The 13,956-nt window shown below is 52.3% G+C and carries 15 protein-coding genes; 13 read left to right on the top strand and 2 right to left on the bottom strand.

Annotation, left to right across the window (positions count from 1 at the left end):
* Positions 1-12 precede the first annotated feature (12 nt).
* From rsxC to B5F29_RS08305, 7 genes are read left to right on the top strand one after another with little or no spacing between them, the layout of a single operon-like run.
* Positions 13-1,341, top strand: coding sequence for an electron transport complex subunit RsxC (gene rsxC, locus B5F29_RS08335; RefSeq protein ID WP_087154174.1), 1,329 nt, complete (start codon positions 13-15; stop codon positions 1,339-1,341).
* A 5-nt stretch (positions 1,342-1,346) separates the two neighbouring features.
* A complete protein-coding gene (locus tag B5F29_RS08330; protein ID WP_087154173.1) occupies positions 1,347-2,291 on the top strand; it encodes an RnfABCDGE type electron transport complex subunit D in 945 nt (314 codons plus the stop codon).
* Positions 2,288-2,890 (top strand): RnfABCDGE type electron transport complex subunit G, encoded by a 603-nt coding sequence (locus B5F29_RS08325; RefSeq protein ID WP_087154172.1) that lies wholly within the window; start codon positions 2,288-2,290, stop codon positions 2,888-2,890. The genes B5F29_RS08330 and B5F29_RS08325 overlap by 4 nt, the downstream gene beginning before the upstream one ends.
* A gap of 3 nt (positions 2,891-2,893) precedes the next feature.
* On the top strand, positions 2,894-3,595 hold the full coding sequence (gene rsxE / locus B5F29_RS08320) for an electron transport complex subunit RsxE (protein WP_087154171.1): 702 nt from the start codon (positions 2,894-2,896) through the stop codon (positions 3,593-3,595).
* Positions 3,592-4,167, top strand: coding sequence for an electron transport complex protein RnfA (locus tag B5F29_RS08315; RefSeq protein ID WP_087154170.1), 576 nt, complete (start codon positions 3,592-3,594; stop codon positions 4,165-4,167). Before rsxE ends, B5F29_RS08315 begins: the two co-directional genes overlap by 4 nt.
* 10 nt (positions 4,168-4,177) lie before the next feature.
* Positions 4,178-4,969 carry an RnfABCDGE type electron transport complex subunit B gene (locus B5F29_RS08310; protein WP_087154169.1) on the top strand — a complete coding sequence of 264 codons (792 nt, stop codon included), beginning with the start codon at positions 4,178-4,180 and terminating at the stop codon, positions 4,967-4,969.
* Between the two features lie 27 nt (positions 4,970-4,996).
* Positions 4,997-5,674, top strand: a complete 678-nt coding sequence (locus B5F29_RS08305; protein WP_087154168.1) for a DUF554 domain-containing protein — start codon at positions 4,997-4,999, stop codon at positions 5,672-5,674.
* Positions 5,675-5,697: 23 nt separating this feature from the next.
* Here B5F29_RS08305 and B5F29_RS08300 read toward each other — a convergent pair whose 3' ends face one another.
* Both B5F29_RS08300 and B5F29_RS16760 read right to left on the bottom strand, forming a co-directional pair.
* Entirely contained in the window at positions 5,698-6,321 is a 624-nt protein-coding gene (locus B5F29_RS08300; RefSeq protein WP_087154167.1) for a DUF3786 domain-containing protein, read from the bottom strand.
* Positions 6,322-6,323: 2 nt separating this feature from the next.
* Positions 6,324-6,443 carry a DUF6019 family protein gene (locus B5F29_RS16760; RefSeq protein WP_242955612.1) on the bottom strand — a complete coding sequence of 40 codons (120 nt, stop codon included), beginning with the start codon at positions 6,441-6,443 and terminating at the stop codon, positions 6,324-6,326.
* Positions 6,444-6,807: 364 nt separating this feature from the next.
* Here B5F29_RS16760 and ruvA point away from each other — a divergent pair, with 364 nt between their 5' ends.
* The 6 genes from ruvA to B5F29_RS08270 all read left to right on the top strand — a co-directional run bounded on the left by ruvA (position 6,808) and on the right by B5F29_RS08270 (position 13,947).
* On the top strand, positions 6,808-7,425 hold the full coding sequence (gene ruvA, locus B5F29_RS08295; protein ID WP_087154327.1) for a Holliday junction branch migration protein RuvA: 618 nt from the start codon (positions 6,808-6,810) through the stop codon (positions 7,423-7,425).
* Between the two features lie 31 nt (positions 7,426-7,456).
* Positions 7,457-8,458, top strand: coding sequence for a Holliday junction branch migration DNA helicase RuvB (gene ruvB, locus B5F29_RS08290; protein WP_087154166.1), 1,002 nt, complete (start codon positions 7,457-7,459; stop codon positions 8,456-8,458).
* A gap of 66 nt (positions 8,459-8,524) precedes the next feature.
* Entirely contained in the window at positions 8,525-8,953 is a 429-nt protein-coding gene (gene zapA / locus B5F29_RS08285) for a cell division protein ZapA (RefSeq protein ID WP_087154165.1), read from the top strand.
* Between the two features lie 67 nt (positions 8,954-9,020).
* A complete protein-coding gene (locus B5F29_RS08280; protein ID WP_206414192.1) occupies positions 9,021-11,207 on the top strand; it encodes a peptidase U32 family protein in 2,187 nt (728 codons plus the stop codon).
* 3 nt (positions 11,208-11,210) lie between these two features.
* The gene (locus B5F29_RS08275; protein WP_087154163.1) at positions 11,211-12,557 is read left to right on the top strand and encodes an FtsW/RodA/SpoVE family cell cycle protein; all 1,347 of its coding nucleotides are present in this window, start codon (positions 11,211-11,213) and stop codon (positions 12,555-12,557) included.
* Positions 12,517-13,947, top strand: a complete 1,431-nt coding sequence (locus B5F29_RS08270) for a peptidoglycan D,D-transpeptidase FtsI family protein (RefSeq protein WP_242955611.1) — start codon at positions 12,517-12,519, stop codon at positions 13,945-13,947. Before B5F29_RS08275 ends, B5F29_RS08270 begins: the two co-directional genes overlap by 41 nt.
* Positions 13,948-13,956 lie beyond the last annotated feature (9 nt).

Genomic DNA, 13,956 nt, shown 5'->3' with positions numbered 1-13,956 from the left:
AGGAAAATTGTTATGGCATTATTGACATTTAAAGGCGGCGTGCATCCATATGATGGAAAAGAACTGTCCAAAGACAGGCCTATCACGCCCTGTCCGCCGAAAGGCGATCTGATCTATCCTCTTTCTCAGCATATCGGCGCTCCGGCGCTCCCGGTGGTGAAGAAAGGCGACCGGGTGCTGGCAGGACAGAAAATCGCGGAGGCGGGGGGATTCGTATCTGCGCCCGTGTATGCTTCTGTATCCGGAATTGTTAAAAGTATTGAGTCTCATATGACTCCTTCGGGAAACAAGGTCGATTCAATTGTGGTAGAGGATGACGGGATGTACGAAGAGGCTGCGCCATTTCCGGTAAAACCTCTGGCCGAGATGAGCCGGGACGAAATGATCCAGCTGATCCGGGAGGCCGGAGTGGTTGGCCTCGGAGGAGCCGGATTCCCTACTCATGTAAAGTTGTCTCCGAAAGAGCCGGACAAGATCGATACGATCCTGGTAAACTGTGCGGAATGCGAGCCGTATCTGACTTCGGATTATCGCCTCATGATGGAACGGCCGGAGAAAATCATCGGCGGGCTTCAGGTTATCTTAAGTATTTTTGACCGGGCGGCCGGGTATCTCTGCATCGAAGACAATAAACCGGAGGCTATAGAGATACTCCGGAAAGCGTGCGAGAATGAGTCCCGTATCCAGGTGAAGGTATTAAAGAAGAAATACCCGCAGGGAGCCGAAAGAATGCTGATTTATGCGGCGACGGGGAGAAAACTGAATTCGTCCATGCTTCCCGCGGATGTGGGTTGTATCGTGGACAACTGCGATACGGTCTGTTCGATCTATGACGCGGTTGTTCTGGGCAGACCGCTGCTGTCCAGGGTGGTGACGGTATCCGGCGACGGAGTCGTAAGCCCGGGAAATTTTGAGTGTAAAATAGGAACGAACGTGAATGTGATTCTGGAAGCGGCAGGCGGCCTGAAAGAAGGCGCGGAAAAAGTGATCGCCGGAGGACCAATGATGGGAGTTGCCATGTTTGATCTGGATGTACCGACAGTAAAGACCACATCTGCGATCACCTGTTTTCTTCATGATGACGTAAAATCATCGCCGGTGACCGCGTGCATCAACTGCGGCCGGTGTGTGAAAGCATGCTCAGAAGGCCTGGTTCCCGCAAGACTGTCCCAGTTCGCGGAGAAGGGAGATCTGGAGTCTTTTGAAAAATGGCACGGTATGGAATGTGTGGAATGCGGATGCTGCAGCTACGTCTGTCCGGCGAAAAGGCCGCTGGCGCAGATGATCCGCAATACAAGGCGCATAGCCATGGCAGAACGCAAGAAGCAGGGAGGAAAATAGAATCTATGAACGACTTGAGAAATGTGTCATCATCTCCGCATGTGAGAGCACAGGAGAGCAGCGCGGATCTGATGCGGTGGGTGCTTATCGCGCTTTTGCCCGCCTCTTTGTTTGGAATCTGGCATTTTGGCCCGAAAGCATTGTTTTTAATCGTGCTTACGGTGCTTGTCTGTGTGGCGGCGGAGTTTTTATATGAAAAAGGTATGCATAAACCAGTGACGATCACCGATGGCAGCGCGGCGGTGACGGGACTTCTGCTGGCGCTGAACCTGCCGGTAAGCGCGCCCTGGTGGCTGGCGGTTCTGGGCGGTGTTTTCGCCATTGTGGTGGTGAAACAGCTGTTTGGAGGACTGGGTCAGAACTTTATGAATCCTGCCCTGGCAGCCAGATGTTTTCTGTTGATATCTTTTGCGGCCAGGATGACGGATTTTGCATATGACGCGGTATCCGGCGCGACGCCTCTGGCAGCCATGCGGGCCGGAGAAAGCGTGGATCTTGTATCCATGTTCGTGGGAACCACAGCCGGGACCATCGGTGAGACGTCTGTGATCGCGATTCTGCTGGGAGCCTTGATCCTGCTTGGGAAAAAAGTCATCAGTATAAGGATTCCGGGCATCTATCTGTTCACATTCGTGATTTTTATTGCGCTGTTCGGAGGTCACGGACTGGATCTGTCTTATCTTGCGGCTCAGGTATGCGGAGGAGGACTGATGCTGGGAGCCTGGTTTATGGCTACCGATTATGTGACAAGTCCGATCACGCCGGCCGGTCAGATCGTATACGGCGTCTGCCTGGGCCTATTGACCGGCGTGTTCCGTTGTTTCGGCGCTTCGGCGGAAGGAGTTTCTTATGCGATTATTCTTTCCAACCTTCTGGTGCCTCTGATTGAACGGGTCACGATTCCCGCGGCCTTTGGGATCGCAAGGATGAAAAGGGGGAAAAAGGCATGAACAGGATACTGAAAAACACCCTGATCCTGACGGCGATCACCGTGGTATCCGGATTACTGTTGGGATTTGTATATGAACTGACAAAAGAACCGATTGCACGGCAGGAGGAGCTGGCAAAGACGGAGGCTTACGCGGAAGTTTTTCCGGATGCGGATTCATTCCGTGAACTGGAAGATCTGGAAGGCGCCGCTGTGTACCTGGCTTCCACAGAATATAGCACGGTGGAGATCAACGAAGTGGCAGAAGCATGTGATGCTTCCGGAAATGTTCTGGGGCATGTATTCAATCTGACGACGCCGGAAGGTTATGGCGGAGATATCCAGCTGACGGTAGGAATCCGGAACGACAAGACGATTCTGGGCATCTCTTTCCTCTCCATCAGCGAGACCGCGGGACTGGGCATGAACGCGGACACGGAAGAATGGAAGGCTCAATTCCGGGGAATCCAGGCGGATGAGATCGTGTATACAAAAACCGGGAAGAGCGCGGAGGGTGAGATCGACGCGATCAGCAGCGCGACGGTCACTACAGGCGCGGTGACCGGAGCGGTCAACGCGGCGCTTGGTCTGGCAGATTATTATGCGGAACAGGGGGTATAAGATATGAGTACGGCTATGGAACGTCTTTGGAACGGGATGGTGAAGGAAAATCCCACTTTTGTACTGATGCTCGGCATGTGCCCCACGCTGGCCGTGACGACCAGCGCCATCAACGGAATCGGTATGGGGCTGACGACGACGGTGATTCTTGCGCTGTCAAATCTGATGATCTCCATGCTCCGGAAGATCATTCCGGATGGAGTCCGGGTACCGGCTTTTATCGTAGTAGTGGCGTCTTTTGTGACGATTGTACAGTTCCTGCTGGAAGCGTACATCCCGTCTCTAAATGACAGTCTGGGACTTTATATACCGCTGATCGTTGTAAACTGTATTATCCTGGGACGCGCGGAAGCGTACGCGTCCAAAAATCCGCCCGCGGCGTCTCTTTTTGACGGGATCGGTATGGGTCTTGGATTTACGATCGGTCTGACCAGTATCGGTATTATCCGTGAACTGATCGGTGTGGGAACGATCTTCGGTTTCCAGATACTGCCGGAATCTTATGAGCCGGTGTCCATTTTCGTCATGGCTCCCGGAGCGTTCTTTGTACTGGCGTTTCTGACCGCGGTACAGAACCGGGTGAAGATGAATCTGGCGAAAAAAGGTAAAGATACTTCGAAAATTCAGAGCGGATGCGGCGGGGACTGCGCCGCCTGCGCGTCCGGATGCGGCAGTATGACGGGACAGGGAGGAACGAAAGCATGAGAGAATTGTTATTGATCGCCATCGGATCAGCGCTGGTCAACAATGTGGTACTGAGCCAGTTTCTGGGAATCTGCGCGTTTCTTGGCGTGTCCAAAAAGATCGATACGGCGGCCGGTATGGGCGGAGCCGTAGTATTTGTCATTACACTGGCATCTTTTGTGGCCAGTGTACTCTATGAGTTTTTGCTGGTGCCTACTCATACGGAATATTTACAGACCATTGTCTTTATTCTGGTTATCGCCTGTCTGGTTCAGTTTGTGGAGATGTTCCTGAAAAAGACGATGAAAGGACTGTATGAGGCGCTGGGCGTTTATCTGCCTCTGATCACCACCAACTGCGCGGTGCTGGGTGTGGCGCTGACCAATGTGCAGAGCGGATACGGAATCCTGACCAGTACGGTAAACGGCTTTGCTGTGGCGACCGGGTTTTTGATCTCCATCGTCCTGATGGCGGGAATCCGCGGAAAACTGGAATACAGCGATATTCCGCAGACCCTTCAGGGATTTCCAATCGTATTGGTGACGGCCGGGCTGATGGCGATTGCATTCTGCGGATTTTCCGGGATGATATAGGAGGCGTGCGATGAGTATTACAGGAATTATCATTGCCACCGTAATTGTCGGCGGCGTGGGCGTATTTATCGGTCTGTTTCTGGGAGCGGCCGGTGAAAAATTCAAAGTAGAGACAGATGAGAGAGAGGAAGCGGTCCGGGAACTGCTTCCGGGCAATAACTGCGGAGGCTGCGGTTATGCAGGCTGCGACGCCATGGCCGCGGCGATCGTCGCCGGAGAGGCTCCGGTGAACGGATGTCCTGTGGGAGGAGCGCCGGTGGGAGAGAAGATCGCGGCTGTCATGGGTGTGGAGGCCGGAGAGACGAAGAAGATGACCGCGTTTGTCAAATGCGCGGGTACTTGCGGGATTGCTCCAAAGGCATACGAATATTCGGGAGCAGACGACTGCCGTTTTGTGAGCATGATGCAGAATGGAGGCGACAAGGCCTGCGCGTACGGATGCCTGGGATATGGCTCCTGTGTGAAGGCCTGTGAGTTTGACGCAATCCATATCGTGGACGGCGTGGCCGTGGTGGATCCGGACGCCTGTAAGGCCTGCGGCCGGTGCGCGGCTGTCTGTCCGAAGAATCTGATCGAAATCATTCCGGCGGAAGGCGTGTCAAAGGTGCGCTGCGCGTCCAGAGATAAAGGAAAAGATGTCATGAAGGTCTGCAAGGCAGGATGTATCGGATGTATGAAATGCACGAAGGTATGCGAAGCCGGCGCCATCACGGTTGAGGGCAGTCTGGCGCATATTGACTATGATAAATGTACCGGCTGCGGGAAATGTAAAGAAGAATGTCCCAGAAAGATTATTGAGTAATCCGGGAAGGCAGAGGATTATAAAGATATGATCGGAACCATTGTGAACACCTGTACGATCCTGGCGGGAAGCGTGATCGGAAGTGTGCTGAAAAAAGGAATTCGAAAAGAACAGCAGAACGCTCTTTATACAGCTATGGGGCTGGCCGCCACGGGACTGGGTATCAATGCGGTGGTCCAGAATATGCCGGACAGCAATTATCCGGTATTGTTTATCGTGAGTCTGGCCCTGGGAAGTCTTCTGGGAACAATGCTGGATATCGAGGGTCGTTTTAAAAAGCTGACGGACCGGCTGTCCGTGGGAGAACTCAGCCGGGGCCTTTCTACGGGGATTCTTTTATTCTGTATCGGCACTCTTTCGATCCTGGGGCCGATTCAGAGCGCGCTTTATGGAGATCATACATATCTGTTCACCAATGCCACGCTGGATTTTGTGACTTCCATGGTATTGGCGTCTACCTACGGGATCGGGATGGCGCTGTCGGCGGGCGTGCTTTTCTGCTGGCAGGGCCTTATCTATGTATGCGCGCTGGCGCTGGGGAATTTCATGACGGCGGACATGATGACAGAACTGTCCATCGTGGGAGGATTCCTGATCGCCAGCTCAGGAATATCGATCCTGAATATCAAAGACTGCAAAACCATGAATATGCTGCCGTCTCTGGTGATACCCGTGGCGTTCTGCTGGGTGATGGGGCTTTTCTGAGATATTTTGAAATAATATATTGTTTACGGCTTCAGGCGGTTCAGCAGGTGTGTAACCGCAAACATCAGTGTTTCATAGTGCATATAATCCAGGATGTTCTTGTCCACAAAGATCTGCAGGCTTGCGGGGAATTCTTCGTCGGACTCCCAGAAGCGCAGACAGACGGGAAGAAAGGGAAACAGATCCAGTTCATAGGCCACGTCGCCTCTTTCGATCTTTTTCCCGTGTAAAGATTCACATGCGAGGGCAAGAGCATCCTTTTTCCTGTCAAAATATTCTCCGGCGTTCTGAAAAAAATTACTTCCTTTGGATAAGGATCCGCCTTGAACAGAAGATAAGCTGCCTATATTTACCCATTCATGGGAGAGATGGCAGTGTTTTTTGGAAGAGCAGAGCACGTCGTAGATGGTCATCGCTTCATTATAATCCGCATCTTTTTCGGTCCGGAAAGCGTCTTCGGACCAGGTTATTTTCCCGCTCAAACGGTCAATGCGGTATTTCCGGCATACAAAATAAATATAGAGATAGTTTTCGTCATGCTCCAGATTGAATTTGTGTATCATGGCGTTCTGGTCGTACCGCAGAAACTCGCCCGCCATGTCGTTTTTCATTTTTTCATAATTGGAAATTTTCTTTTGTTGTTCCATAGTTACTCCTCCGTGATATTATTGGCGTCTTTTTTGGCGTCTTTGATACCGTCTCTGACTGCCGCTCGAATTATCCAATATAGAAGTACTAATATAATAATGATTACACCGATCAAACCCATACGAATACTCTCCCTGTTTTGAGTGAAAACATATAATTATTGCTGCATTGCTAAATCTATTATATAACTGCAATTTGCTTTTGAAAATAGATAATGTGGAAAATAAGGTGATAAACTATGTTATACGGAACCGGATATTACTTCCAGATACTGGAAAGCCAATGAACAGTATCTTTAATAAGAGCAGACAAAGAATTATATATGGATCCGTTTTTAGATATTAATGGTGTAAAATGCAGGTTTTATGCAGCCTGCAAGTACTTTTTTGATTATTCAACTGTCAAACCGGATCGAACATACGGTTGCAGTTTTTCTTCCCCCGTGGTATGATTTTAAAGAATCGAAAAGGATAAGGACGAAAAATATGATTGCATTTTTGAGAGGCACGGTGGCTGATCTGACAGAAGGCAGCGTGGTATTGGATGTAAATGGCGTGGGATATGAGGTGCTGGTGCCGGGACAGCTGATCGATATGCTGGAAGGTGTCGGTCAGGAACTGAAGCTGTATACATATATGCAGGTGAGAGAGGACGCGGTGGCGCTGTTTGGTTTTCTGACCAGGGATGATCTGCAGATGTATAAGATGCTGATCGGAGTAGGCGGAGTGGGGCCAAAAGCGGGCCTTAGTATTCTTTCTGCACTGGGAGCGGATGATCTGCGTTTCGCGATTCTGGCGGACGACGCCAGGAAGATCTCGAAGGCGCCGGGGATCGGAGCGAAGACGGCGCAGAAGATCATCCTGGAACTGAAGGATAAGCTGGATGTGGAAGAAGCCTTTGAGAAGAAACTGGCTTCTGAACAGAGTTCGCCGGAAGCGTATGCGCTGTCCGGGAACGGAGCGGTACAGGACGCGGTGGAGGCGCTGACTGCTCTGGGATACGGAAGTACGGACGCCTTGAAGGCGGTACGGCAGGTGAAGCCGACGGAAGACATGGATGCGGAGGCGATCCTTAAGGAAGCGCTGAAACGGATGGCTTTCTGACAGAGAGAAGAAACGGGCAGGAGAGTTGGACATGGAGAAGCGCAGGATTATCACTACGGAGGCGGCGGAGGAAGACATCCGCATCGAAGGAAGCCTCCGGCCCAGGAGCCTGGATGAATACATCGGACAGGAAAAGGCAAAAAACAATCTGAAGATTTATATAGAGGCAGCCAAAACCAGAGGCGAGCCGCTGGATCATGTGCTGTTTTACGGCCCTCCGGGTCTTGGCAAGACGACCCTGGCAGGGATCATTGCCAACGAGATGGGCACGCACATGAAAGTGACCAGCGGCCCGGCCATCGAAAAACCGGGGGAGATGGCGGCGATCCTGAATAATCTGCAGGAAGGGGACGTTCTCTTTGTGGATGAGATCCACCGTCTGAACCGGCAGGTGGAGGAGGTGCTGTATCCGGCCATGGAGGACTATGCCATTGACATCATGATCGGGAAAGGCCCTTCGGCCAGAAGCATTCGGCTGGACCTGCCGAAGTTTACTCTGGTAGGCGCCACCACCAGAGCAGGGCTTCTGACGGCTCCGCTGAGGGACCGTTTCGGAGTCGTGCATCATCTGGAGTATTATACTGTGGGAGAACTGACCACGATCATCCGCCGGTCGGCGGTGGTCCTGGGAGTGGAGATCGATGAGAAAGGAGCGGCAGAGCTGGCCAGACGTTCCAGAGGCACGCCGCGCCTTGCCAACCGTCTTCTGAAGAGAGTACGTGATTTCGCGCAGGTAAAATATGACGGCAGGATCACAGAAGATGTGGCCATGTTCGCGCTGGATCTTCTGGAAGTGGACCGTCACGGACTGGATCAGTCCGACCGCATGATCCTGCGCACGATTATTGAAAAATTTGCCGGCGGGCCGGTTGGGCTGGATACGCTGGCGGCAGCCCTTGGAGAGGACGCGGGGACGTTGGAAGACGTCTATGAACCATATCTTTTGCAGAACGGATTTCTGAACCGCACGGCGCGGGGACGGGTGGCGACGGAAGAGGCCTACCGTCATTTGGGGATTGCTTTTCCGGGCTAAACCGGTATAATATACATAGAAACGGTCCCGAAGGGCCAGACCCGGAACGGAAGGAAAAGGGATGATATGGCAAAGAAAAATACGGCCGATGTACTGATAGGCGGAAAGGTATATACCATCAGCGGATATGAAAGTACGGCGTATCTGCAGAAGGTTGCCGCCTATCTGAATGAGATAGAAGAACAGGTATCCGGTATGGAAGGGTACCGCCGTTTAAGTTCGGAGGAGAAGCAGCTTTTGAAGAATATGAATCTGGCAGACGCTTATTTTAAAGCCAGCGATGCCAGAGATCAGCTGGAAAAGGAGATTGAGCAGAAAGACAAGGAGATCTATGGTCTGAAGCACGACCTGATCGACGCCGAGATGGATAAGGAAAAGCTCCAGAAACAGATTCGGGATCTGGAAGCCCGCCTGAAGGATGAGGAGAAAAGGCAGAACCGTCTGGCTCAGTCTGCGGCGAATCGGAAGCTGAACAGACCGGAACAGAAATTATAGATAGATACTACAGCAGGCCAGCTCTTTTACGCGCTGGCCTGTGATGTTCGTGCAGAAGGATGAGAGTATGGAAGAGAGAGGACTGGAACTCCTGGCCCCGGCGGGTTCTTTAGAAAGTCTGAAAGCGGCCGTTCAGGCAGGAGCGGACGCTGTTTATATGGGTGGAACCCGTTTTGGCGCGCGGGCTTACGCGGAGAACCCGGGAGGAGAAGCCCTCCTGGAAGCGATTGATTATGCCCATTTATATGGAGTGAAGCTGTATCTGACTGTCAATACGCTTCTGAAGGACGCGGAGCTGGAACAGGAATTATACGAGTACCTGCGGCCCTGCTATGAGAGGGGCGTGGACGCGGTGCTGGTTCAGGATATGGGTGTGCTTGCCGCCATACGAGAATGGTTTCCGGACCTTCCGGTGCACGCCAGCACACAGATGAATCTGTGCGGTTCGGGAAGCGTCCGTCTGCTTGAGGAGGCCGGGGTCAGCCGCGCGGTGCTGGCCAGGGAACTGTCCCTTGCGGAGATTGCCCGGATTCATCAGGAGACGGGCATGGAACTGGAAACCTTTGTGCATGGCGCGCTTTGCTACTGTTATTCGGGCCAGTGTCTCTTCAGCAGCATTCTGGGAGGCAGGAGCGGGAACAGGGGGCGCTGCGCCCAGCCATGCCGCCTGTCCTATGAGGCTCTGGATCATGGAAATCCGGTCTCCGGAAAAGCAGTAAAGCCCCTGCTTAGTCCCAAAGACATCTGTACGCTGGATCTGATTCCCCGGATCGCCGAAGCGGGAGTGTATTCTCTGAAGATCGAAGGACGCATGAAACGGCCCGAATACGCGGCCGGAGTGGTACGCATCTATCGGAAATATATAGACCGTTATCTGAAAGACGGAAAGGAAAAGTACCGGGTGGATGAGGCTGACCGGCGGGAGCTTCTGCGTCTGTTTAACCGGGACGGTTTTTCCGGAGGCTATTATGAACAGCACAACGGGAAAAATATGATGGCGCTTTCGGACCGGCCGGCAAAGGACGCGGAGAAAAAAGCGTATGAAAAATTGATCGGCCGTCTGCGGGCGGCTTATGTGGAGACGGAGAAAAAGATCCCGGTCAGAGGGACGTTCCTGGCTGCTGAAGGGACTCCGCTGACTCTGCATGTCCGGGGACGCGGTGCAGAGATAACTGTTGAGGGAGAGATGCCCCAGGTCCCTAAAACCCGTCCGATGGAGGAGGAACAGATCTGCAGACAGCTTATGAAGACAGGAAATACTCCGTTTGTCTGGGAGGACCTGCAGATCCGTATGGAGGGACCGCTTTTCATCCCGGTGCAGGAACTGAACCGGATCCGGAGAGAAGCGTTATCCGGATATGAAGCAGCGCTCCTGGCGCACGGGAGAAGGGCAGCGGGTAAAGCCCGGGAATGTATAAATCCTCTCCGGCGTCCGGTCCCGGCAGAACGGACGGCTCTCCATATTTCCGTGGAGACGGAGGAACAGCTGGGAGCAGTGCTTTCCGCGGCAGAAGATCTGAGACGGGACAGAATCCCGCTTACGGCTATTTTCCTGGAGCAGGAGACCATGGAAGAATATATGTCAGAGCTGACGGAGAAAGTACACAGACAGGGTCTGGAAGCATGGACGGCTCTGCCGCACATCTTCCGTATGGGGACGGAGAACCGTTTTTATAGACATCCGGAACTCTGGAACGGGGCATACATGGACGGTTTTCTGGTCAGGAATCCGGAAGAGTATATGTTTTTGAAAGAGAACAGGGCGGACGGCAGGATCATCCTGGATCACAATGTCTATACCTGGAACCGACGCAGCCGCCGGTTCTGGAAAGAACAGGGCGCGTGGATGTTTACAGATCCGCTGGAACTGAATGCGGGAGAACTGAGGGCAGTTTCCGGTGAGGACAGCGTCCGCATGATATATGGGAGATATCCCATGATGGTCACGGCGGGATGTCTGCACCGGACTCTGGACCGGTGCGGGAATAAGCCGGAGGTCTGGACGTTGAGAGACCGCTATGCCAAAGAGTTCCCGGTGAAAAATTACTGCAGGGACTGTTATAATATCATATATAACAGCCAGCCGCTCTGCCTGCTGGATCTGGAAGAGAAAATAAGAGGAATCGGCGCGTTCCGGCTCAGCTTCACCACAGAGGGAAAAGAACAGGTATCAAAAGTCCTGGATGCATGGATGAAGCGGGAGCGGCTGGAGGCGGAGATAACCAGAGGACATTTTAAACGGGGCGTGGAGTAAACAATGGTAAATATTATTACCGATCTTGCAAAATATGTCATGATAATATTACTGGCAGTCTTTACGCTGCTGGGATTCCGGCTCGTGCGGGGGCCGGAGGAAGAAAAACGCGCCGCTCTCTGGGTACAGGATTTTCTACTGTTTGCGCTGCATTTCACAGGGAACGCAGTGTTGTTCCTGAATACGGAGAATAAAGAGCTTCTGTATTTTTACGGGATGCAGCTTCTGGCATTTCTGATATTTCTGCTGCTGCAGAGGATCGTATATCCCAGATCGGATAAACTTTTGAATCATAATCTGCTCTTGCTGCTCAGCGTAGGTCTTCTCATGCTGTCGCGGCTTTCCTTTGACCGGGCGGAGAGACAGTTTCAGATCGCCGTGCTGGCAGGAGGACTTACTTTTCTGATTCCGTGGATCATTCGGAAGGCGGGAAGGCTCCGGGAACTGTACTGGGTTTACGGAGCGGGCGGACTGCTTACGCTGATCGCCGTGCTGATTCTGGGCAATACGGCTTTTGGAGCCCGGCTGTCTCTGACGATTTACGATGTGACGATACAGCCGTCTGAATTTGTGAAGATTCTGTTTGTCTTTTTTGTTGCCGGTATGCTCTATGAGACACAGGATCTGAGAAGAGTCGTGATCACTACCTGCGCGGCGGCGGCCCATGTTCTGGTGCTGGTTTTGTCCAGAGATCTGGGCGGCGCTCTGATATTTTTTGTGACTTATCTGGTCATGCTTTATGTGGCGACGAAACAGCCGCTGTATTTTCTCGCCGGTTTGGGCGCCGGATGCGCGGCGTCATTTGTGGCATGGCGCCTGTTTTCGCATGTCCAGGCACGCGTGCTGGCATGGAGCAATCCTTTTGCGGTGATTGAAGAGGAAGGATATCAGATTGCTCAGTCTCTGTTTGCCATCGGAACGGGAGGATGGTTCGGTATGGGTCTGGGGCAGGGGATGCCGAATAAGATCCCTGTGGTGGAAGAGGACTTTATTTTTTCTGCTATTGCCGAAGAGATGGGGATTTTGTTTGCTGTTCTGCTGGTGTTTGTCTATCTTTGCTGTTTTTATATGATTTTGAATATTGCCATGTGTCTGAAGGATGCCTACTACAAACTGGTGGCCCTGGGCCTGGGGACATTGTTGATCTTCCAGGTGTTCCTTTCCATCGGCGGCGTGATTAAATTCATACCGTCTACGGGGGTGACGCTTCCGTTCATCAGCTACGGGGGAAGTTCTCTCCTGAGTATGTTTGCGGTCTGGGCGATTGTACAGGGAATGTATCTGAAACGCGGCGATGAGGTGGCTGAAAATGAAAAGGAAAAAGGAAAAGGGCAAGGCAAAAAGAACTAACCGGGAATACACAAATGTGCTCTGGATCATCACAGGCGTTTTCGTGCTGATGGTGGGATATCTGGTCTGGTTTCAGATTGTGGACAGCCGTGATGTGATCAACAACCCATACAACGCCAGACTGGATACTTTTGAGGAAAAGGTGGTCCGCGGTAATATTCTGGCATCAGACGGTCAGATCCTGGCGTATACCCGGGTGGAATCGGATGGAACGGAGAACCGGATCTATCCTTTCGACTGCACATTTTCTCATGTTCTGGGATACGCTGACTATGGGAAAACCGGGATCGAAAGCCTCGGAAATTTCCAGCTGCTCACATCCAATGCTTATTTCATTGAACGGTTCCTCAATGAGCTGCAGGGCGAAAAAAACATCGGGGACAGTCTGGTGACGACGCTGGATGTGGACCTGCAGACCGCGGCCCACGACGCGCTCAGTACCAGAGAAGGCGCTGTGATCGTGATCGAACCTTCCACCGGGAATGTGCGGGCGCTGGTGTCCAAACCGGATTATGATCCGGGCACGGTGGCGGAGAATTGGGAGGAACTGAGTACCTCTGAGGACAGTATCCTTTTGAACCGGGCCATGCAGGGGCTTTATCCGCCGGGTTCCATATTTAAAACAGTTACGCTCCTGGAATACCTGCGTGAACATAATATGGACGAAGACTTTTCGTTTACCTGTACCGGCAGTGTCGGCGTGGGCAATTCTTCCATCAGCTGTTATCATGGAAATGCTCATGGAGACCTGGATTTGAAAGAAGCGTTTGCAAAATCCTGCAACAGCGCGTTTGCCGATATGGGAAGAGATCTGGATGTGGAAGAGCTTCAGAACCTGGCTTTCCAGCTTTTGTTCAACTCCGATTTGCCGTTGTCTTTTCCATACAGCAGGAGTTCCTTTTCTCTGGAAGAAAATGATACGGAAGCCATAAAGATGATGACAGCTATCGGACAGGGAGACACGCTGGTGACGCCTATGCATATGGCGATGCTGGCATCTGCTGTTGCAAATGACGGAGTATTGATGGTTCCACGTTTCCTGGATCGGACAGAGAATTATACTGGACAGTTGGTGGAGCGCTATTCTACGGAGACTTACGGAGCGCTGATGACGCAGGAAGAGGCGCAGGTCCTGCAGGAATATATGCGGGCAGTCGTTGAGGACGGCACGGCTTCGGCGCTTCAGAGTGACTCTTACACGGCTTCCGGTAAAACCGGCACCGCAGAATACAGCAGTGACAAGAGCAAAAGCCACGCATGGTTTATCGGGTACGTGACTGGCAGCAAGCCGGATCTGGCGGTCTGCGTGCTGGTAGAGGAGGCGGGGTCGGGCAGCGAATACGCGGTTCCGATCGCAAAAAGAATATTTGACGCATATTATGCGGAGTAAGGAGCAGTT

The organism is Lachnoclostridium sp. An196, assembly GCF_002160135.1.
GTDB lineage: Bacteria > Bacillota > Clostridia > Lachnospirales > Lachnospiraceae > Hominiventricola > Hominiventricola avistercoris.
Note: the sequence above shows the minus strand (reverse complement) of the source record. Positions and strands in the feature narration are given on the sequence as shown.